Source organism: Streptomyces sp. NPDC087215, from assembly GCF_044744885.1.
Classification (GTDB): Bacteria; Actinomycetota; Actinomycetes; order Streptomycetales; family Streptomycetaceae; genus Streptomyces.
The window spans coordinates 67079-85411 of record NZ_JBIUZD010000017.1; the positions used below are offsets into that span (position 1 = coordinate 67079).

The 18333-nt window shown below is 75.1% G+C and carries 18 protein-coding genes; 6 read left to right on the plus strand and 12 right to left on the minus strand.

The features are described from left to right. Positions 1 to 263 precede the first annotated feature (263 nt). Positions 264 to 518: a type B 50S ribosomal protein L31 gene (locus ACIO92_RS30110; protein WP_351788214.1), complete on the plus strand. Its 255-nt coding sequence runs from the start codon at positions 264 to 266 to the stop codon at positions 516 to 518. Between the two features lie 670 nt (positions 519 to 1188). Here the strand turns inward: ACIO92_RS30110 and ACIO92_RS30115 are convergent. The 7 genes from ACIO92_RS30115 to ACIO92_RS30145 all read right to left on the minus strand — a co-directional run bounded on the left by ACIO92_RS30115 (position 1189) and on the right by ACIO92_RS30145 (position 5280). Further along, positions 1189 to 1686: a peptidylprolyl isomerase gene (locus ACIO92_RS30115; RefSeq protein WP_366443671.1), complete on the minus strand. Its 498-nt coding sequence runs from the start codon at positions 1684 to 1686 to the stop codon at positions 1189 to 1191. Between the two features lie 120 nt (positions 1687 to 1806). Continuing rightward, positions 1807 to 2019 carry a hypothetical protein gene (locus ACIO92_RS30120; protein ID WP_366443670.1) on the minus strand — a complete coding sequence of 71 codons (213 nt, stop codon included), beginning with the start codon at positions 2017 to 2019 and terminating at the stop codon, positions 1807 to 1809. Positions 2020 to 2026: 7 nt separating this feature from the next. Further along, positions 2027 to 2155: a hypothetical protein gene (locus ACIO92_RS30125; RefSeq protein WP_366443669.1), complete on the minus strand. Its 129-nt coding sequence runs from the start codon at positions 2153 to 2155 to the stop codon at positions 2027 to 2029. Between the two features lie 146 nt (positions 2156 to 2301). Continuing rightward, positions 2302 to 2613, minus strand: coding sequence for a DUF6629 family protein (locus ACIO92_RS30130; RefSeq protein ID WP_402283586.1), 312 nt, complete (start codon positions 2611 to 2613; stop codon positions 2302 to 2304). Between the two features lie 119 nt (positions 2614 to 2732). Beyond that, positions 2733 to 3236 (minus strand): NUDIX hydrolase, encoded by a 504-nt coding sequence (locus tag ACIO92_RS30135; protein ID WP_366443667.1) that lies wholly within the window; start codon positions 3234 to 3236, stop codon positions 2733 to 2735. A gap of 83 nt (positions 3237 to 3319) precedes the next feature. Next, positions 3320 to 4051 carry a response regulator gene (locus ACIO92_RS30140; RefSeq protein WP_402060072.1) on the minus strand — a complete coding sequence of 244 codons (732 nt, stop codon included), beginning with the start codon at positions 4049 to 4051 and terminating at the stop codon, positions 3320 to 3322. Next, positions 4048 to 5280, minus strand: a complete 1233-nt coding sequence (locus ACIO92_RS30145) for a sensor histidine kinase (protein WP_401240496.1) — start codon at positions 5278 to 5280, stop codon at positions 4048 to 4050. The genes ACIO92_RS30140 and ACIO92_RS30145 overlap by 4 nt, the downstream gene beginning before the upstream one ends. 133 nt (positions 5281 to 5413) lie before the next feature. On the opposite strand from ACIO92_RS30145, the gene ACIO92_RS30150 reads away from it, so the two are divergent. Both ACIO92_RS30150 and ACIO92_RS30155 read left to right on the plus strand, forming a co-directional pair. Further along, positions 5414 to 6322 carry an ABC transporter ATP-binding protein gene (locus ACIO92_RS30150; protein ID WP_401240493.1) on the plus strand — a complete coding sequence of 303 codons (909 nt, stop codon included), beginning with the start codon at positions 5414 to 5416 and terminating at the stop codon, positions 6320 to 6322. Next, positions 6319 to 7149, plus strand: a complete 831-nt coding sequence (locus ACIO92_RS30155; RefSeq protein WP_366443663.1) for an ABC transporter permease — start codon at positions 6319 to 6321, stop codon at positions 7147 to 7149. Before ACIO92_RS30150 ends, ACIO92_RS30155 begins: the two co-directional genes overlap by 4 nt. Before the next feature lie 36 nt (positions 7150 to 7185). Here the strand turns inward: ACIO92_RS30155 and ACIO92_RS30160 are convergent, their stop codons facing one another. Continuing rightward, positions 7186 to 8052 carry a YhjD/YihY/BrkB family envelope integrity protein gene (locus ACIO92_RS30160; protein WP_366443662.1) on the minus strand — a complete coding sequence of 289 codons (867 nt, stop codon included), beginning with the start codon at positions 8050 to 8052 and terminating at the stop codon, positions 7186 to 7188. Positions 8053 to 8283: 231 nt separating this feature from the next. Then, positions 8284 to 8649, minus strand: a complete 366-nt coding sequence (locus ACIO92_RS30165) for a luciferase family protein (protein WP_366443661.1) — start codon at positions 8647 to 8649, stop codon at positions 8284 to 8286. A gap of 866 nt (positions 8650 to 9515) precedes the next feature. Here ACIO92_RS30165 and ACIO92_RS30170 point away from each other — a divergent pair. Next, on the plus strand, positions 9516 to 10100 hold the full coding sequence (locus tag ACIO92_RS30170; RefSeq protein WP_366443660.1) for a nucleosidase: 585 nt from the start codon (positions 9516 to 9518) through the stop codon (positions 10098 to 10100). A gap of 20 nt (positions 10101 to 10120) precedes the next feature. Here ACIO92_RS30170 and ACIO92_RS30175 read toward each other — a convergent pair whose 3' ends face one another. Further along, positions 10121 to 11290 carry an alpha/beta hydrolase family protein gene (locus ACIO92_RS30175; protein ID WP_401240487.1) on the minus strand — a complete coding sequence of 390 codons (1170 nt, stop codon included), beginning with the start codon at positions 11288 to 11290 and terminating at the stop codon, positions 10121 to 10123. Between the two features lie 1285 nt (positions 11291 to 12575). Here ACIO92_RS30175 and ACIO92_RS30180 point away from each other — a divergent pair. After that, positions 12576 to 13700, plus strand: a complete 1125-nt coding sequence (locus ACIO92_RS30180; protein ID WP_366443658.1) for an LLM class flavin-dependent oxidoreductase — start codon at positions 12576 to 12578, stop codon at positions 13698 to 13700. Beyond that, positions 13697 to 15061, plus strand: a complete 1365-nt coding sequence (locus ACIO92_RS30185) for an NtaA/DmoA family FMN-dependent monooxygenase (RefSeq protein WP_366443657.1) — start codon at positions 13697 to 13699, stop codon at positions 15059 to 15061. Before ACIO92_RS30180 ends, ACIO92_RS30185 begins: the two co-directional genes overlap by 4 nt. 37 nt (positions 15062 to 15098) lie before the next feature. Here the strand turns inward: ACIO92_RS30185 and ACIO92_RS30190 are convergent, their stop codons facing one another. Together ACIO92_RS30190 and ACIO92_RS30195 are read right to left on the minus strand one after the other, a co-directional pair. Beyond that, entirely contained in the window at positions 15099 to 17027 is a 1929-nt protein-coding gene (locus ACIO92_RS30190; protein ID WP_366443656.1) for a CocE/NonD family hydrolase, read from the minus strand. Positions 17028 to 17201: 174 nt separating this feature from the next. Further along, a complete protein-coding gene (locus ACIO92_RS30195; protein ID WP_366443655.1) occupies positions 17202 to 18311 on the minus strand; it encodes a PP2C family protein-serine/threonine phosphatase in 1110 nt (369 codons plus the stop codon). Positions 18312 to 18333: the final 22 nt, after the last annotated feature.

An 18333-nucleotide genomic window follows, 5' to 3' on the forward strand; every position in this document is an offset into this window, starting at 1 on the left:
CGGGGCGCACGGCGGAGGGCAGCCGTGTCGTGGCCTTGCCCCGGCGGTGTCCGTGCGGGTCACGTGGGTGTCGGCTCCCCGGCGCCTGGCCCCCGTGCGGTGGCCGTCGCGTGCGGGCGCGCCGCCCGAGGGGGCGGCCCTCGCTCCGCCGCCGTTCACCCGGTCGGGCCCGTGGCGCTGGTCGGCGGAGGGCGGCGCGGGGAGGCTGGGGGTGCCGTGCCGATCCGGCCGGCCGAGTCTGGGCGGGAGCCCGAGGAGGACACGTGCAGCAGGACAAGCAGCCCGAGTACGGCCCGGTGGTCTTCCGTGACCGCTCGGCCGGGTACGCCTTTCTGACCCGGTCCACGGCGACCAGCGACCGGACCATCGAGTGGGACGACGGGCAGTCGTATCCGGTGATCGACGTGGAGATCTCCTCCGAGAGCCATCCCTTCTACACGGGCAAGGCCCGGACCGTGGACTCGGAGGGCCGGATCGCCAAGTTCGAGCGGCGGTACGGGGAGGGCGGGGAGAGCTGAGAGTCCCCTCCGGCGGGCCCACCGGGAGACGGCCGGTCCGCCACCCACGGCGGGTGCGCGGCCCACGGCGGGTGGGCGAGTCCGGCGGGCGCTCGCGCGCCCGTCGGCGGAGAGACGGCCTGTTCCTGGTGCAGGGAGCCGCCGAGCGGGTCGGACGTCCGCCGGTGCGGTCGCTCACGACCGCCGGGGCGAGGCCACCGGTCCGGGGAATCGGGGACGGCCCGCGGCGGCGAAGGGGCGTGACGGGCGGGTCCGTGGCGGCGGGTGTGCGACGACTGGTGCCGCGTTCCTGGCCGCGCGGCCGGTGGGAGCCGTATCCGGGCTCCCTCGTGTGCCTCACCGCAGGGCCTGAGAAGGCGGTGCGGAGGCCGGGGCCGTACGGGACCGTCCGGTGGAGCGGGTACGGGCAGTGCGTCCGGTGTCCCGGTGGGGAGCCTGAGCGCGGTGGTGGAGGGTCCCGGCCGAAGCGGTTCCTGCCGGAGGCGGGCGGTGGGCTCCGCATGTGTTCCGGCGGAGGCGGCGCCTCCGTCCGCAGACCGCCCAGGGAGTGTCCGGTAGCGACGTTCGTACAGGGGATGCCCGGTGCGGCGGGGCGAGGGTCTTCCCCCGCCCCGGCCGGGCGGTTCCGCGGGAGGGCGCGGGGCGCCCTCCGGTCAGCTTCGGAAGGGGGTCAGACCTTCACGACGCCGGACTCGGCGACCTTGATGGAGGCGCTGGTGGCGCCGGAGCGGGAGCCGAGGCCCTCGATCTTCCTGACCAGGTCCTGGCCCTCGACGACCTCGCCGAAGACGACGTGCTTGCCGTCGAGCCAGTCGGTCACGACGGTGGTGACGAAGAACTGCGAGCCGTTCGAGTTCGGGCCGGCGTTGGCCATCGAGAGCAGGTACGGGCGGTCGTGCTTCAGCTTGAAGTTCTCGTCGGCGAACTTCTCGCCGTAGATGCTCTTGCCGCCGGTGCCGTTGCCACGGGTGAAGTCGCCGCCCTGGAGCATGAACTGCGGGATGACGCGGTGGAACGGGGAACCGGCGTAGCCGAAGCCGTGCTCGCCGGTGGCGAGCTCACGGAAGTTCTGCGCCGTCTTCGGGACGACGTCGTCGAACAGCTGGAAGACGATCCGGCCCGCCGGCTCGTCGTTGATGGTGATGTCGAAGTACACGTTATTGGTCATGGGGACATCCTGTCATTACCGGCGCACGCCCCGCACCGGGGCGCCTCCTCCCAGGTCACGACGTGCCGGTGCCCCGCCGCCCTCAGGGGGCGCGGGGCACCGGACGCGGTACGGCTCGGGTCAGATCAGCCCGCCGGGCTCCTCGTTCTGGAGGACTCCCTCGGCGCCTTCGACGAGGTCGTGGAGCACGGGGCCGACGCCGTCCTCCCGGAGGAGGCCGGTGGCGCCGCCCAGCGGGCTCTCGGCGGCGCTCGCGTGCGGCGGCGGGGTGATGAGGGCGGTGACGACGCCTGCGGCGAGGGAGGCGATGGCGAGCATACTGCGCTTCTTCATGACCGGGTCAACTGCTGAACGGCCGAGGGGTTACGGGTCCGGTGCGGATCCGTACGAGCGGCAGGACCGGGGCGACGGCCGCCGGGGCGCACCACGTGGAGAGGAACGCGGTGCGCCGCAGGACCGCGCAGAGCACCGCTCCGGCCCCGGTGACCAGGCCGAGGAGCCGCAGGAGCCGGTCACGGGCGGCACGAGGGGCGGGCCGACGGCGTAGCCGCTGGTGGGGCTGCGGATCTCGGCCGAGACGGGGTGGGTGGCGAGGTGGGCGAGGAGGCCGGAGGTTCAGGATTTCCGGCGGCAAGCGGGCGTCGGCGGTCGGCGGGGCGGGTCGCGGTGAGCACGCCGAGCGGTACCCACAGGGGCAGCAGGGGGAGGCCGATCACGGCCGGGCGGGGGTGGCGGGGCCCGTCCTCCGTCGGCGTGCCGGACGGCGGCCTGGACGATCCGGTGGGCGCCGAGGAGGGGCAGCGCGGCGAGCGGCAGGTCCCCGGGGCGCCGTACGGAGGTGAGGGCGGCCACACCGACGGCGCCGATGCCGAGGCCCGCCCACGGGTCGGCCGTCGCGCTCCAGCGCCTGGGGGCCTTCCACCGCATCGGGCGGTGGTCCCCCGGGGCGCGGGGCCGGGTCGTTCGGCCACCCGGCGGTCCGGCGGGGTTCCGGCGGGGGCGGGGGCCGCGCGGGGCGGCCCCCGCCCTCGTGCGGGAGGTGGGGGTCAGTCCTCGTCCGGGCCGGTCTCCAGGTACACCGGGGTGCCGGTCCTGCGGGCCCGGTCGATGTCCGCGAGGCGGCTGAACTCGTGCGGTGGCATCTCCCGCGCCCACGCGTCGAGGGTGCGCAGGCTGTATTCGCTGTGCTCGTCGGGGTCGAGGACGACGGCGGCGATCTGTTCGTCCGTCAGTTCGCCGCCGTCGAAGATGAAACCGATGTGGTTCGCGGGCCACTCCTCGCCCCGGTCGGTGACGAAGTGGGTGGCGAGGAGCCGGGGTTCGCCGGTGAAGGTGATCCCGGTCTCCTCGTGGCACTCGCGCACCGCCGTCTCCCAGGGGGTCTCCCCCGGGTCCATGTTGCCGCCGGGCCACTGCCAGGTCTCGGTGCGGTAGGTGGCCCGGAGCTGGAAGGGGCGGCCCCGGGTGTCGGTGAAGTAGAGACAGGCGTAGGCCGTCGCTCTCGGCAGGGTCGCTACGTACTCGCCGGGCGGCAGCCAGGTGTTCGTCATGGGACGGCTCTCCTTGGACGCGTGGGTGGGTTCGTACCCATCCAAGCCGTCCGGGGCCCGGCGTCCGGACGGTCCCCGGGGGATCACCGGATCGTGTGATCACTCCCGTGGGCGTGCTCCCCTTCGCCGTCGGGGCGGTCGGCGGAGACCAGCCCCGCCTCGTACGCGATGATCACGAGGTGGACGCGGTCGCGGGCGTCGAGTTTGGCGAGGAGCCGGGTCACATAGGTCTTGGCGGTGGCGACGCTGATGTGGAGCGCGGCGGCGACCTCGGTGTTGGACAGGCCCCGTCCGACGAGGGTGAGGACCTGGCGCTCGCGGTCGGTGATGCCCTCGGTGGTCCGGCGGGGGGTGACCGGGGGGTTCCTGGGGCGGCCGGTGAACTCCTTGATGAGGCGGCGGGTCACGCTGGGGGCGATGAGCGCGTCCCCGGAGGCGACGACGCGGACGGCGGCCAGGATGTCGTCGAGGGCCATGTCCTTGACGAGGAACCCGGACGCGCCCGCGTGGAGGGCGCCGTGGACGTGCTCGTCGTCGTCGAAGGTGGTGAGGACGATCACCCGGGCGCCGGTGGGGCCCCCGGTGATGAGACGGGTGGCTTCGATGCCGTCGGTGCCGGGCATCCGCAGGTCCATGAGGACGACGTCGGCGCCGGTCTCCTCGGTGAGGCGGACGGCCTCGGCGCCGTTCGCCGCCTCGCCCGCGACGACCAGGTCCGGGAGGTCGGCGATGACCATGCGCAGTGCGGTCCGCACCAGGGGCTGGTCGTCGGCGAGGACGACCCGGACGGGGCGTCCGGCGGTGGTGTCGCTCATGGTGCGGTGGCTCCTGTGGGCAGGGGGAGGCGGGCGGTGACGCGGAATCCGCCGCCGGGGCGGGCGCCCGCGTCGAACTCTCCGTACAGCAGTGTGACGCGCTCCCTCATGCCGACGAGGCCGTAGCCCGTGCCGTCGTGGTGGGGGGCCCGTTCCGGAGCCGCGCCCCGGCCCCGGTCCTCGACGGTGAGGAGCAGGGCTTCGGGGTCCCGGTGGTCGACGGTGACCGTGCAGGAGTCGGCGCCGGAGTGCCGTACGACGTTGGTGACGGACTCCTGGACGACGCGGAAGGCGGAGAGGTCGATGTCCTGGGGCAGTGGGCCGGGTGCCCCGACCCGGTGGACGGCGACGCGCACGCCCGCGGCGGCGGTGATCTCGGCGAGCCGGTCGAGGGCGGCGAGGCCGGGCATCTCGGGCAGTCCGGCGTCGGGGGGCTCCGCGGCGTCCGGTTCCCCGGTGCGGAGCGCGCCGAGCATCCGGCGCAGTCCGGCGAGCGTCTCGCGGCTCGCGGTCTCGATCTCGGCGAGGGCCTGCCGGGCCTGTTCGGGCCGGGTGTCGATGACGCGCCGGGCGGCGCCCGCCTGGAGGGCGACGATGCCCATGCTGTGGGCGACCGTGTCGTGCATCTCGCGGGCGATGCGGAGCCGTTCGGAGGTGACGGCCTGGGCGGCGGTCTGGGCGCGGGTGCGTGCGGCGTGCGCCCTGTTCTGCTGTTCGGAACGGCCGAGCAGCCAGGCGACGGCGGCGGTGAGGGCGACCGCCAGGGCTCCGGTGGTGCCGACGCTCCAGCCGGCGAGGAGCCGGACGGCGAGGTGGGCGACGAGGACGCCGAGGGCGAGCAGCAGGGCCCGGCGGGCCTCGCGGGGCGGGCGGGCGGCGGCGATGACGTAGAGGGCGACGTCCACGGCGAGGTACTGCGCCATCGGGATGGCGGTGACGCCGAGCGGGGTGCTGCCGACGACCGCCGCCGCCAGGAGGTGGCGCAGGGCCGCCGCCGGGCGGCGGGACAGCAGCCGGGCTCCGTACAGCGCGAGGGCGGTGGCGAGGAGCAGCATGGTGATGCCGTCCCAGCGCAGGATGACCACGCCCGCCATGACGTCGGCCTCCTCCTGGCCGGGCAGCCGGACGCGGAGGAGGACGGTGAAGAGCAGCCCCGCGAGCCAGGCGGTCGCGGCCCACCCACCGGGGGTGACCCTTCTCAGGAGCGGAACGGACGTGGTCGCGGACATGCGGTGATCGTAGGGCGCGGGCCCCGGGCCGGTCGTCGTCCCCCGGTCGTACACCCGGGGGTGACAGCGGGGCCGTGGATTGTCCGCACCGGTCCGATGCCCGCGACGGGCGCCGGGCGCCAGGGTGGTGCACATGATCGAAGCAAGGGAACTCACCAAGCAGTACGGCGGGACGACCGCCGTGGACGGGCTCACGTTCACCGTGCGGCCGGGGCGCGTGACGGGCTTCCTCGGGCCGAACGGCTCGGGCAAGAGCACCACGCTCCGGATGGTCCTGGGGCTGCACGCGCCGACCCGGGGGTCGGTGACGGTCGACGGCCGGCCGTTCGCGGACCGGCCGCGCGGGCTGCGGCACGTCGGCGCGCTCCTCGACGCCTCGGACGTGCACGGCGGCCGGACGGCGCGGGCCCATCTCGGGGTCCTCGCGCGGAGCAACCGCGTCCCACTCGCCCGGGTCGACGCGCTCCTGGAGGAGGTCGGCCTGGCGTCGGTGGCGCGCCGCCGGATCGGCGGCTACTCGCTGGGGATGCGGCAGCGGCTCGGGATCGCGGGGGCGCTGCTCGGCGATCCGCCGGTGCTGCTGTTCGACGAGCCGCTCAACGGGCTCGACCCGGAGGGCGTGCGGTGGGTGCGGGAGCTGTTCCGGCGGCTGGCCGGGGAGGGCCGGACGGTCTTCGTCTCCAGCCATCTCATGACGGAGATGGAGCACACGGCGGACGAACTGGTCGTCATCGGCCGGGGCTCCCTCGTCGCGGCGGAGGGCCTGGTGGAGTTCGCGGCGCGCGGCGGACGCCCGCGGGTGACCGTGGGCACGCCCGACCACACGGCCCTGACCTCCGTGCTGCTCGCGGAGGGGGCCGGGGTGACCACGGAGGGCGGGCGCCTGACGGTGACGGGAATGGGCGCCGCCCGGATCGGGGAACTGGCCCTGGCGCACCGGCTGCCGCTCGACGAACTGACCTCGCACACCGCCTCCCTGGAGGAGGCGTTCATGGAACTGACCGCCGGCCACGCCGACCATCTCGCGGGAGACGCCCGATGACCACGCTGTCCGCTCCCCTCGTGGAGCCCCGTGCCCGCTTCCGCGACCTGGTCGCGTCGGAGTGGCTGAAGCTGTGGTCGCTGCGGTCCACGGGCTGGTCGCTGCTGCTGATGGCGCTGGTGGTGGTGGCGTTCAACCTGGGGACCGCGTGGGACCACTACCGGTACTGGTACGCGTACGACGAGTCGGGCCGGGTGGCGTTCGTGGCCGACGGGATGGCGCTCGGGGACGCCTTCACCGGGAACGCGTCGACGGTGCTGATCCTCTGCTCCGCCGCCGTGGGAGCGATGGCGGTGGTCGGGGAGTACGGCAGCGGGCTGATCCGTACGAGCTTCGCGGCGGTACCGGCGCGCGGCGCCCTGATGTCGGCGAAGGTGCTGGTGGTGGCCCTGACGCAGGTGCTGTTCGGGGCGCTGGTCGCGGCGGTGTCGTTCTGGCTGACGCAGGCCGTGCTGTCGGTGCGGGGCGCGGGACTTCCGGTGACCCACCCCGGGGCGCTGCGGCTGATGGTGGCGTCGGCGCTGCTCGCGCCGGTGTGCGCGATGGCCGGGATGGCGCTCGGGGCGCTGCTGCGGCGCGGCGCGGTGTCCGTCGTCGGTGCGGTGGTCGTGCTGCTGTTCCTGCCGATGGCGCTCGGGGAGCGGCGGCACCTCACCGCGACGCTCTCCCACATGACGCCGCTGAAGGCCTGGCAGCGGCTGGCGGCGCCTGGCCCCTTCGAGCAGCCCTTCCCGTGGTCGACGGGGGGCGCCTGGCTGGTGTACGCGCTGTGGGTGGTGTGCGGTGCGGCGGTGACGGTGCTCGCGGTGCGGCGCCGGGACCAGTGACGGTTCCTGTCCCGGGCGGGCGGCCCGCCGCCCCGGTCAGCCGGGGGGCGGGCCGCCCCGGCCCAGCCTGCGGTCGAGCAGCACCTCGTGGACGAGGCGCCCGGCGAGGGCGCCCCCGTACACCACGAAGCCGACGCCGACCAGCCAGGACTGGAGGACGAGGACGGTGCCGAACTGGCCGTACGTCACCGCGTTGGAGGCGATGAGGGGCGAGAAGACGAGCTGGGAGAAGATCCGCAGGCCGAGGAGTCCGAGGGCGGTGAGGGCCGCTCCGGGGGCGAGGGCGCGCCAGCGGATACGGCCGCAGAGCAGGAACCGCTGCGACCACCAGAAGAAGACGAAGGTGCCCGCGAGGTCGGAGAGGGCGACCAGGACGGTGATCCCGGCGGAGGACCGGGCGGGCGCCGGGGTGGCCACGAAGAGGAGCAGTGAGCCGACCAGGACGGCGAGCCAGACGACGTGCCGCCACATGGTGTGCCAGCGGGCGGTGGGGAGGTCCCACACCCGTTCGTATCCGGTCTGTACCGCGGAGCCGAAGGTGACGCCGAACGCGGCGAGGGCGGCGAGTCCGAAGGCGGTGGTGCGCTGGAGGGCCTGTCCCGGCTGGCCGAAGAGCCGTTCGACCTCCTCCTGCGAGACCTCGGAGACCCCGAGGCCCTGGACGAGCCAGCGGGCGAAGCCCTGGCCGCTGGCGAGGTCGGCCGCCGCGACGACGATGAGCAGGGGGACGAGGGTGAGCAGGCTGAGCGCGGCGAAACCCATGGCGCGGTGCATGAGTTCGATGGCGCGGCCGCGGTTCCAGGCGAGCCCGACGGGCGAGGCGGCGACACGGGCGTGGAGCCGCCGGAACCAGGAACCGTCCTCGGTGGGGTCACCGTCGTGCGGCGGCGGTGTGGAGGGCATGACTGGTTCGCTACCCGGCCGGGCGGGGGGACACCTCCCGGATACGGCCGAACGGGTGCGGGCGCACTGCCGTCCGGCCCGCGCGGGGGCGTGGCCGGGAGGCTGCGCGGGGGTGGTGCCGGGAGGCTGCACGGAGGTGGTGCCGGGAGGCTGCACGGAGGTGGTGCCGGGAGGCTGCACGGAGGTGGTGCCGATGGCCTCCCGTCCGACGTGGTCCCGGGGTCCACGGGCTCAGCGGAGTCCCGGGACCGGGCGGGTGCGGGTGCAGCCGTCGGGGGCGACGTCGGGAACCCCGTTGGCCTGGAGGGCGGCGCTCACCAGGGTGGCGAGCAGGTCGATGTCCGAGCCCATGTCCAGACGGACCGTCACCCACCCTGAACCGGCGCGGAGCCGGACCGCGCTGGACCCGAGGAGCGCCGGGCGAAGTTTCGCGACCATGGCGCGGGTGAGGTGCACGTCGGCCTCGTGCTCTCCGTGGAAGTGGACGATCTCGTGCGTCGCGGTGCCCAGTCCGAGCTCGGCGCCGCAATGGGCGCGGCCGGGGGTCAGCGAGGGCCAGCTCATCAGACGTTCACTGGCATGTCTGGCCGTGTTCATACCGAGGAGAGTGACGCGCGCCGGGGCCGTGCACAAGCGTCCTGCGGAAAGAATCCCGCCGGGGCACGAATCCGGGCGTTCCCGCCGGTCGGAGAGGGGTTCCCCGGGGCTCTGCGTGGGCCAGGGGGTGACGCGGTGTCACGATGCGGGGCGGGCGCGGACACGGGCCGCGAGGACGGCCACGTCGTCCTCCGCCGTGTGCGCGTCCCTGCGCCGCAGGACCTCGTCGACGACCTGGCGGGGGCCGGAGCCCGGGGGAGCCGGAGGGCCGCGAGCCGGGCGAGCGAGACGTGGAGCCACGCCGAGCAGCCGCTCCGGAGCACCGCCGGGCGCGGCGGGTCCGGGGAGGACACCCGTACGGACGTCTTCGGTGAGGGGTTCCCGCCGCCCCGGCCGCTGCTCACGGCGATCCGTTCCGAGGGGCCGACCGTGCTCCTCGTCGACGGGACGGGCGGGGAGGACGTCGAGGGGAGGGTCTGCTCCTGGAGGTCCTGGGTGACTTCCAGGACCACCGTGCCCCGGTGGGTCTCGGCGCGCACCCTCGTGGAGGCGGAGCTGACCGGTCGGCACGGGCGGAGCGACTACGGGACGGCCCTCGGCGGGTTCGCCGACCGGTACGCGGAGGCGGTCGGCCCGCGTACGGTCGGCCTCGTCATGGGCGACGCCCGTGCGAACGGCTCCGGCCCGATCCTCCGCGGCGCCGCGGAGGATCGCGGACCGGCCCGCCGGGTCCACCGGCTCGACCTCGAGCTGGTCACGCCGTGCCCGTGCCGCAACACCCGTGAGCCGGGGGCGCCGACCGGGCGGCTGGTTCCGGCGTGGGACCTGGTTGTACGGCGGCCCGGCCCTCGAACTAGCGTGACCCCATGGAACTCCTGGGAGAGATCACCGTCGACCGTCCGCTGCTCGTCCTCGCCGTCAGGGAGGAGGCGCAGTTCCTGGACACGGACCTGCCGGTGCTGCTGACCGGCATGGGCAAGGTGAACGCGGCGACCGCGCTGGCGACCGTCCTCGGGCGCGGTCCCCGGCCGTCGGGGATCGTGAACCTCGGGACGGCCGGGGCGCTGCGGTCCGGCTGGACCGGGACGCACGTGGTCGGCACGGTCGTGCAGCACGACCTCGACGGTGGTCTGCTCGCCACCCTGACCGGTGAGACGTACGGGGCTCCGCTGACGCTGCCGGACGGCGGTGACGTGGTCCTGGCCACCGGTGACACGTTCGTCTCCGACGAGGCCGCCCGCGCGCGGCTCGCCGAGCGGGCACCCCTGGTCGACATGGAGGGGTACGCGCTCGCCGCGGCCGCCGCGCTCGCCGGGGTGCCGCTGCGGATCGTGAAGCACGTCAGTGACGAGGCCGGGGACGGTGCCGCGCGCACCTGGCGCGAATCGGTCGCCGAGTGCGCGCGGGCCCTGGCCGACTGGACGGCGGCGAACACCCCGTACCGGGGCTGAGCGCCGCCGCCCCGGGCCGGTCAGCGGTGCTGGAAGTGGACCTCCGGGTTCGCCGGGGTCGGTCCGTCCAGGATCGGGCGGTCACGTCCGCGCAGGTGCTGGTCGAAGAAAGCGGCGACGTACGTCCGGGTGACGGCGACGGCCCGGTCCACGGGCAGTTCGGGCTGGGGCAGACCGAAGTGGCCGGCGAGCACGGGGGCGTCGCAGAAGGTGCCGTGGTCCGACCCGGCCACCGTGACCCAGCGCTTCCATCCGTCGAGGGCGGCCCAGGTCCGGTCCCAGGTGGTGTCGGTGCCACCGGGCAGATGGGTGGTGTCGTGGGTGCCGAGGAGCATGAACGGGCGCCCGTTCAGGCCCTCCGCCGGAAGGTCCTCCCAGAAGGCGCCGTCCATGTTGATCCCGGCGTCGATGCGGCGGTCGGCCACCATCGCGGTCGCCGCGCTCGCGCCGCCGATCGAGTGGCCCGCCATGCCGATCCGGCTCTTGTCGATCAGGCCGGAGTACCGCCAGACGGGCTTGGGCCCGGTGAGCCGGTCGAGGACGTACCGCATGTCGGCGGCGCGGGTGGTGGTGACGACACCGGGGTGCACGCCGCCCCCGTCGAGGGCCGTGCAGGCGACGCAGGTGAGGGTGCGGCCGTCGGGCAGGCCCATGCCGTACGACTCGTAGGCGTGGTCCACGGAGGCGACGACGTAGCCGCGGGAGGCGAGGTCCTCCGCGAGGTGGGTGAGGGTCCAGCGGGAGACGCTGAAGCCCGGTGAGAGCAGGACCAGGGGGCGGCGGCCGGGCGCGGGCCTGGCGTCGGTCGCGCTGTGGGTGCGCGTCCGGGCCAGGACGTCTCCGGAGACACCGGGCCAGAGCTGCTCGGCGTGCAGCCGAGCCGACTCGCGGGGCGCGTACGGGGCGGGGCGGCCGTCACCGGGGCGGGCGGCCGGGTAGTGGAGGGTGACCATGAGCGCCCGGCCGTCGGCGGTGGGCACCCACGGGTCGGTGCGCGAGCGGTCCACCAGCGGCAGGACGGTGCTGCCGACGGCGTGCGGACCGGTCGGCGCGGGCAGCACGGCGGCCCGTGCGCGCTGTGTGGCGGAGACTGCGGAGGGGTCGGGGGCCGCCGCGGTGGCCACTCCGGCGGGTAAGGCGAGGGAACAGGCGAGGAGTGCGGCGGCTGCCGCTCTGGTGAGTCGCGTCATGCGGGCACGGTAGGTGCCATCGGCGGCCCCGCGCGTCCTGCTCGGGTCGCATCCCCTGTCCGCCCGAAGGCCGATGCGCGGAGCCCGCCTCTACTACCGGGAACCGACCTGTACTACCGGGAACCGACCTGCCGAGGGCATCTGCCTTGCTCCTGGGGCCACTTGCCCCGCACGGACTCCCCTCTCCGGGGGCGACGGAGCCCGTCCCTCGCCCCCGGGACCCGCCCCCGCTGACGACCCCGCCGCCCCGGGCCGACTCCGCCGCACGGCCCTGCCCGCCCCGGGCAGACAGCGGCCCCGGACAGGCGGTTGCCCCGGGAGGAAGGCCGCCCCCGGCAACTGGCCGCCCCCAGGCCGAAGACCGCTCCCGACGCCCCCACCCATCCCCTCCGCCCCGGCCCGGCCAGGCCAGGCCCGCGACGACTCCGTCGCACGGGCCCGCCCGCCTCCACGGAATGCCTCCCCCGGCACCCGAAGGCCACCCCCGGCACCGGCCCTTCGAACCGGAAGGCCGTCCCCGGCACGCTCCGGACCCGAGGACCGTCCCCGGCACGCTCCGGGGCACACCGCCCGCCGTGTGACGGCTCGTCGCCCCCTCGGCCCCCTCGTCCCCGGAGACCGTGCTCCGGAGCCGCCCCAGGCCACCGCCTTCCGGTCCCGTCCAGCGCGGGCGGCCCGCCCCTCGGGACTCGGCCGTCATCCAGGGGTGACCGCCGCTCCCCGACCAGACGACAGGACCCGCCCCGTCGCGGCCCGCGCACAGCCGCCGCGACGGCCCGGTGGCGAACCGACCGACCGTCCTCGCCCGGGGCCGTCCGGCCCGCCACCGGGCCGTCGCGGTGAGAACGGAGCGCGGGCCCGGTGCCGCCCGGCAGGCGGCGCGCCGTGGCGGCTCCGTCCGCGCGGGCACCCGGCTCCCCCGCTCCGGCCGCCCGTCCGCCGTCCGGAACGGCCTTGACAGCGGGGAAGGCCGCCCGCCTAAGCTGAGGTGCCCTCCGGTCCTGGCCGGGATCCGGGGCCTGAGCTGCGGGGAGGCGGACGTGCGCGCAACTGGCTCGGTGCCGCGTGCCCTCCGGTCCGTGCCCCCGGCGGGCACGCCGCTCGTGTGCAGGCGCCATGTCGACTTCTGCCGGACCTCCTCGGCCATCTGTCCTTCCGCCCGCGCCTGACCCCGTCCCACGAGGGTCCGCGCGCTCCCTGACGTCCCGTTGCCCGGTCCCGGGTCGGCGCGCCCCCGCGCGCCCGTGGTCCCGGTGCGCGCCGCTGTCTTCCGGAAGGACCTCCCATGCCCCGCCCCGCCCTGCGCCTGGCCGTCGAGATAGACGGCGACGGCGCCCATCCGGCCGCGTGGCGCCGTGCCGCGCACGCCCCCGGCGAACTGCTGACCCCGCGTCGGCTCGCCCGGGTCGCGGCCGTCGCCGAGAACGCCGGGTTCACCCTGGTGACCCTGGACGACTCGATCCTCCCGCCCGGTGCGGGCCCCGACCCGGTGGGCCGGATCGGGGCGGTGGAACGGGCCGCGTTCGTCGCGGCCTCGACCAGCGTCCTCGGTGTCGCGCCGGTCCTGTCGACCACGTACGCGGAACCGTTCCACGTGTCCTCGCAGCTCGCCTCGCTCGACCACCTGTCAGCCGGCCGGTCCGGCTGGGTCGTGGGGGTCGAGGAGGACCCGGCCGCCGCCCGCGCCTGGGGGCGGCCCCCGGTCGAGGGCCCGGACGCCCTCGCCCGTGAGGCCCGTGACGGGCTCAGGGTCGTACGGGACCTGTGGGACTCGTGGGAGGACGACGCGGTGATCCGGTCGGTGGCCACGAGCCGCTATCTGGACCGGTCCCGGCTGCACTTCGTGGACTTCGTCGGGGACACGTACTCCGTGAAGGGACCCTCGATCGTGCCGCGCCCGCCGCAGGGCAGGCCCGTGGTCCTCGCCCGGTCCGGTCTCGTCCCGGCCGGACTGACCGATGTGGCACTGGTCGGCGGTACTGATGTCGCCGAGGTGGGCCCCGCGGCCCGGACCGCCTCCGCCGCGGGCACCCCCCGTGTCTTCGCCGAGGTCGAGGTGGCCCTCGACACGCCCGGCGAGACGGCGCGGGAGCGGGTGGCGGACCTGGAGCGGCACTCCCCGTGGTCCGCTCGTCCGGACCGGCTGCGGTACACCGGCCCGGCGGAGGGGCTGGTGTCCCTGCTCGCCGAACTGGCCGAGCACGTCGACGGGGTACGGCTCCGGCCGCTCGTCCTCGACGAGGATCTGGCGGTGCTGTCCCGGCTGGTCCTGCCCGAGCTGTTCGTCCGGCGGATCGCGGCCCGGCCGCTGCCCGGCGCCACCCTGCGCACCTCCCTCGGCCTCCCCCGGCCGCTCAGCCGCTTCACGACCGACGGCGCCGCCGCGCCCGTCCGGGAGGAGACCCGATGACCCGCACCGACCCGACCGACGTCCCCCGCCCGGACGCCCGGCTCCATCTCGGGGTCTTCGTCCAGGGCGTCAACCACTGGACGATCTGGTCCGATCCGGCCAGCGGTTCGCAGATCGACCCGGCGACCTTCCTGCGGGTGGCGCGCACCGCCGAGCGGGGACTGTTCGACGCCTTCTTCCTCGGGGACGGCCTGCGGCTGCGGGAGTCGGAGGGCGGCATCCACGAACTGGACGTGGCGGGCAGGCCCGACTCGATCACCCAGTTGTCGGCGCTCGCCGCGGCGACCGACCGGATCGGTCTCGTCTCCACTTCGAACACCACCTTCAACGAGCCGGGCGACCTCGCCCGCCGTCTGGCCGGGCTGGACCTGCTGTCCGGCGGCCGGGCCGGGTGGAACGTCGTGACCACGCACAACGCCTGGACCGGCGAGAACTTCCGGCGGGGCGGCTTCCTCGACCACGCCGACCGCTACCGGCGGGCGGAGGAGTTCCTCTCGGTGGCGCGCGCCGTGTGGGACGGCTGGGCGGAGGGCTCCGTCGCCGGTTCGGCGGATGCCCGGTCCTGGTCGGTGCCGGACGCGGTGGGCCGCGTCAGCGGGCGGGGCGCCCAGTTCGACGTGGATCTCGCGCCGACCCTGCCGCGCAGCGCCCAGGGGCATCCGGTGATCTTCCAGGCGGGTGATTCCGGGGAGGGCCGGGACTTCGCCGCCCGCAACGCGGACGTCGTCTTCTCCGCGCACGGCACCGACTTCGACGACGCCCTCTCCTTCGCCGAGGACATCCGGCGGCGGCTGCGGGCGGCGGGGCGGGCCGAGGACGCGCTGCGCATCCTGCCCGGCACCGAGATCGTCATCGGGGCCACCGAGAAGGAGGCCGAGGAGAAGGAGCGCTGGGTGCGTCTCTCGCAGGTCACGCCCGCCGTGGCCCTGGGGATCGCGGGCAGGCTGTGGGGCTTCGACCTGTCGGGGCGGGACGCCGACGGCCCGCTGCCCGCCGAGGACCCGGTGGTGGGCCAGTACACGGGCACGTTCGGGACCCGCTGGCTGGAGGACCCCCGCCCGGTGGTGGCCCAGTGGCGGGCGAAGGCGGAGGCCAACGGATGGTCGCTGCGCGAGACGGTCATCGAGCTGGGGCCGCAGCGCGGGCACGTGGGCACCCCGGCGGGCCTCGCCGAGAAGTTCGCGCGGTTCGTCCGGCACGGGGCGATCGACGGCTTCAACATCTCGCCGTACCTGGTCCCGGACGGTCTCGACGACATCGTGGACCTGCTGGTCCCGGAGCTCCAGGAACGGGGCGTGTACCGGACCGCGTACACGGGCGGCACGCTCCGCGAGCACCTGGGGCTCGCGCCGGTGGCCTGAGCCCGTGCCCCCTCCCGGCCCTCCGCCGGGCGGGGGCTCAGCCCAGCGGCAGTTCCAGGAAGGACGGCGTGGAGTCGGGGGAGCCGACGACGGTCTGGGTCCAGGTGACGGTGGCGTCGCCGTACAGCGGGTCCTTGCTGTCGACGGCCAGCATCAGCCGGTGACCGGCGGCGATGTCGTACGCCGCCGCCTGGAGCCGCCAGGTCACCGTGGTGTCCCGGTCGGGCGCGAGACCGTACGCGTTGAGCGGCTCGTGGCTGACGATCCGGGCCGTGCCGTCCTCGGCCACGTCGAAGAGGTGCGCGTAGAGACTGGCCGAGGAGACGGTGGAGCGGACGGTGAGGCGGAGCCGTGGGACGCCCCGGATCCGGCGGCCGGCCGTGTCGCCGGGCCGGAGCGGTGTCAGCGGGTCGGTGGTCCAGGCCACGGCGTGCCTGCGGTCGATCTTGCGGGTGTCGTAGGTCTTCGGGTTGCCGGTCCATTCCGCCCGGCCGGTCCTCATGATCGCGTCCATGGCGGTGGCCTCGGTGTCCACGCCCGCGAGGAAGGTGCGGCGCCAGCCGGTCCCCCCGGGGCCCGGGGTCGCTCCGCCGGTGGGCAGGAGCCGTCCGTCGGCGCCGCCCGCGCCGTCGCCGGTGAGGCCGAACACCTCGGTGGAGCGGGTGAAGCCGCTCCACCGCTCGTGGGCCTCGCGGCGGGCCGGGGCGAGGATCCGCCGCTCGCCGGTCGGTTCGCCGGTCGCCGGGTCCGGCACCGGTTCCGTCGTGTACGTGAACATCACCTGAGCGCTGGCCTCCGGCCACGCGGCCACGCCGTTGGGGGCGCCCTTGAGGTGGTGGTCGAGCCAGGCGTACGCCTCCGCCAGCGGCGGGTCCGTCTCCCCGGGCGGGCCGATGAGCCCGGGGCCCTCCGGGGCGGCGTGGTCGCCGATCCACAGGTTGAGCCGTTTGGGCACGTCAAGGCCCTCGAAGGTCTCCAGGAGCTGGTTGACCGCGAAGAGGCTCTCGTGCCAGGTGTTCGAGAAGAAGGTCGGGGTGCCGTTGTCGTTGGTGAGATCGAGGTACGACTCCGGGGCGCGGCGGCGGCCCCAGTCGACGACGTCCGGCAGGTTCCGGTCGGCGAGGAAGTCGGCGAGGACGCTCTGGTTGTCCTCGTCGAACTTGGTCTCCACGGGTCCGCCGGTGAGGGCGAGGAGGGCTTTCACGGCGGCGACGTGACGGGTCCCGTGGTCGTACAGGGCGGTGGCGAGGTTGCCCCAGGTGCTGAGGGCGACGACGACGGCGACCCGGTCGTCGTGGGCGGCGACCAGCTGGCTGATGCCCGATCCGTAGGACTCGCCCATGAAGCCGATGACGCTCGGGGCGAAGTGGTCGACCGCGAAGTCGACGACGGCCGATCCGTCGGCCCAGTCGTGGGGTCCGGCGACGTCGACGAGGCCGCTGGAGGTGGACGGCAGGCCGGGGGTGCCGAGGCCGCGCGGGGTGTAGGCGAGGACGTGGTAGCCCTTGCGGGCCAGGACCAGGTACGTCCAGAGGAAGAGCGACCAGCCGAAGGGGGTCCAGCCGGCCGGGAGGACGACGAGCGGGTGCGGGCCGGGACCGCGCTGCCGGAGGCTGAGGGCGGAGAGCCGGACGTCGTCCGACGCACCCTCGATCCGGTGGTACGCGGGCAGGGCCAGGCCGCGCACCTCCTCGACGACGGCGGCCAGCCCGGCGGGCAGGAGCGCGGTCGGGGCGGTGTCCGCGTTCCCAGCCGTGCGGTCGGGGTCGCCGGGCGTCCCGGTGAGGAGGGCGTTGGCGAGGGTCTGGCCGAGGCGGACCGCGCCGGGTTCCACGGTCCCGTCGGGGGCCCACAGGCCGCGTCCGGCGATCCGGGAGGCCTCGGCGTCGGTGAGTCCGGCCGTGATGCCCGGGAAGCCGGGGAAGGGTTCGGCCGGGCCGGTGGTGAAGGGGTTCTGCTGGGACACGTGCACCCGTTCCTCTCGGCTGGACTCGTGGCCGTCCGAGGGACGGACGGTCCGCCAGCCTCACGCATCCCGGGCGGAGCGGCCAGAGCGCGCGGAGAGCGCACGGGACACCCGGCGGCGCGGCGGCGACACAAGCCGCCCCCCGGCGGGAGGTTTGGGCGGGGGCGGTCCGTCTCAGCGGGGTCGGGCCGGGAAGACCACGACGAGGGCGGCGACGTCGTCGTCGAGGTCTCCGCCGCCGTAGCGGGTGAGGTCCCGGTGGAGGATGCCCGGCAGTTCCCCGGCCGGTTCCCCGGCCCATCCCCGGAGCCGCTGTTCGAGCGGGTAGAAGACCCCGGCCCGGTCGCGGGTCTCGTTGACGCCGTCGGTGTAGAGGAGCATCCGGTCCCCCGGTCCGAAGGGCACTTCCTCGATCCGGTGGCGGGAGGCGCACAGCCCGGCGAGGTTGACCGGCAGCGAGGGGTCGGTGAAGCGCACCTGGGTGACCTCGGTGCCGCGCTGGACCAGGGGGGCGGGGTGGCCGCAGCTGAGGAGGCGGGCGAGGTCCCGGCCGTCGGGGAGTTCCACGAGGACGACCGTGGCGAAGCGTTCGGCGGCGTCGGAGTCCGGGTCCCAGGCTCCGTACTGGGCGAGTCCCTCTTCGAGACGGTCGGCGAGGGCCGCGAGGTCGACGGCGTCGCTGACGGCGGCGCGGAAGGAGCCGAGCAGGACGGAGGCGGTCTCGACGGCGCCCAGGCCCTTGCCCTGGACGTCGCCGAGCATGATCCGGACCGCGCCGGGGACCCGTACCGCCTCGTAGAAGTCACCGCCGATACGGGCCTTGGCGGCGGCGGCCACGTAGAGGAGGTGGAGGTCGTACCGGCCGAGGTGTGCGGGCAGGGGGCGCAGCACGACCCGCTGGACGACCTCGGCGACGGCGCTGAGTTCCGCGAGATCCTGCTCGTAGCGGGTGCGGACGCGGCTGACCCAGGCGCCCGCGAGGGTGACGATCACGAGGACCACCTCGCTGGCGAGGACCTCGGAGACGAGCGGTTCTCCCCGGATGAGGCCGAGCAGCAGCCGGGCGACCATGGCGAGCAGGCCGATGCCGAGGGTGCCGCGCACGCTCCAGGTGACGGCGGCGAGCGTCGGGGCGGCGATCAGGAGCCGGTCGAACCGCTCCTGGTCGGGGGTCACCAGGTCCATGAGGAACGCCAGGGCCAGGACCAGGAAGGGCAGGGTGCGACCGAGGTTGAACTGGGTGCGCGTCGCTGAACCGGGACGGCTCCGATGACCTGCGGGCATTTCATGATCGTACGCAGGAGCG

Coding starts and splice junctions, on each gene's coding strand:
- ACIO92_RS30115 (WP_366443671.1), bottom strand. CDS start 1,686: ATGACCAATAACGTGTACTTCGACATCACCATCAACGACGAGCCGGCG.
- ACIO92_RS30120 (WP_366443670.1), bottom strand. CDS start 2,019: ATGAAGAAGCGCAGTATGCTCGCCATCGCCTCCCTCGCCGCAGGCGTC.
- ACIO92_RS30130 (WP_402283586.1), bottom strand. CDS start 2,613: ATGCGGTGGAAGGCCCCCAGGCGCTGGAGCGCGACGGCCGACCCGTGG.
- ACIO92_RS30135 (WP_366443667.1), bottom strand. CDS start 3,236: ATGACGAACACCTGGCTGCCGCCCGGCGAGTACGTAGCGACCCTGCCG.
- ACIO92_RS30140 (WP_402060072.1), bottom strand. CDS start 4,051: ATGAGCGACACCACCGCCGGACGCCCCGTCCGGGTCGTCCTCGCCGAC.
- ACIO92_RS30145 (WP_401240496.1), bottom strand. CDS start 5,280: ATGTCCGCGACCACGTCCGTTCCGCTCCTGAGAAGGGTCACCCCCGGT.
- ACIO92_RS30150 (WP_401240493.1), top strand. CDS start 5,414: ATGATCGAAGCAAGGGAACTCACCAAGCAGTACGGCGGGACGACCGCC.
- ACIO92_RS30155 (WP_366443663.1), top strand. CDS start 6,319: ATGACCACGCTGTCCGCTCCCCTCGTGGAGCCCCGTGCCCGCTTCCGC.
- ACIO92_RS30160 (WP_366443662.1), bottom strand. CDS start 8,052: ATGCCCTCCACACCGCCGCCGCACGACGGTGACCCCACCGAGGACGGT.
- ACIO92_RS30165 (WP_366443661.1), bottom strand. CDS start 8,649: ATGAACACGGCCAGACATGCCAGTGAACGTCTGATGAGCTGGCCCTCG.
- ACIO92_RS30170 (WP_366443660.1), top strand. CDS start 9,516: ATGGAACTCCTGGGAGAGATCACCGTCGACCGTCCGCTGCTCGTCCTC.
- ACIO92_RS30175 (WP_401240487.1), bottom strand. CDS start 11,290: ATGACGCGACTCACCAGAGCGGCAGCCGCCGCACTCCTCGCCTGTTCC.
- ACIO92_RS30180 (WP_366443658.1), top strand. CDS start 12,576: ATGCCCCGCCCCGCCCTGCGCCTGGCCGTCGAGATAGACGGCGACGGC.
- ACIO92_RS30185 (WP_366443657.1), top strand. CDS start 13,697: ATGACCCGCACCGACCCGACCGACGTCCCCCGCCCGGACGCCCGGCTC.
- ACIO92_RS30195 (WP_366443655.1), bottom strand. CDS start 18,311: ATGCCCGCAGGTCATCGGAGCCGTCCCGGTTCAGCGACGCGCACCCAG.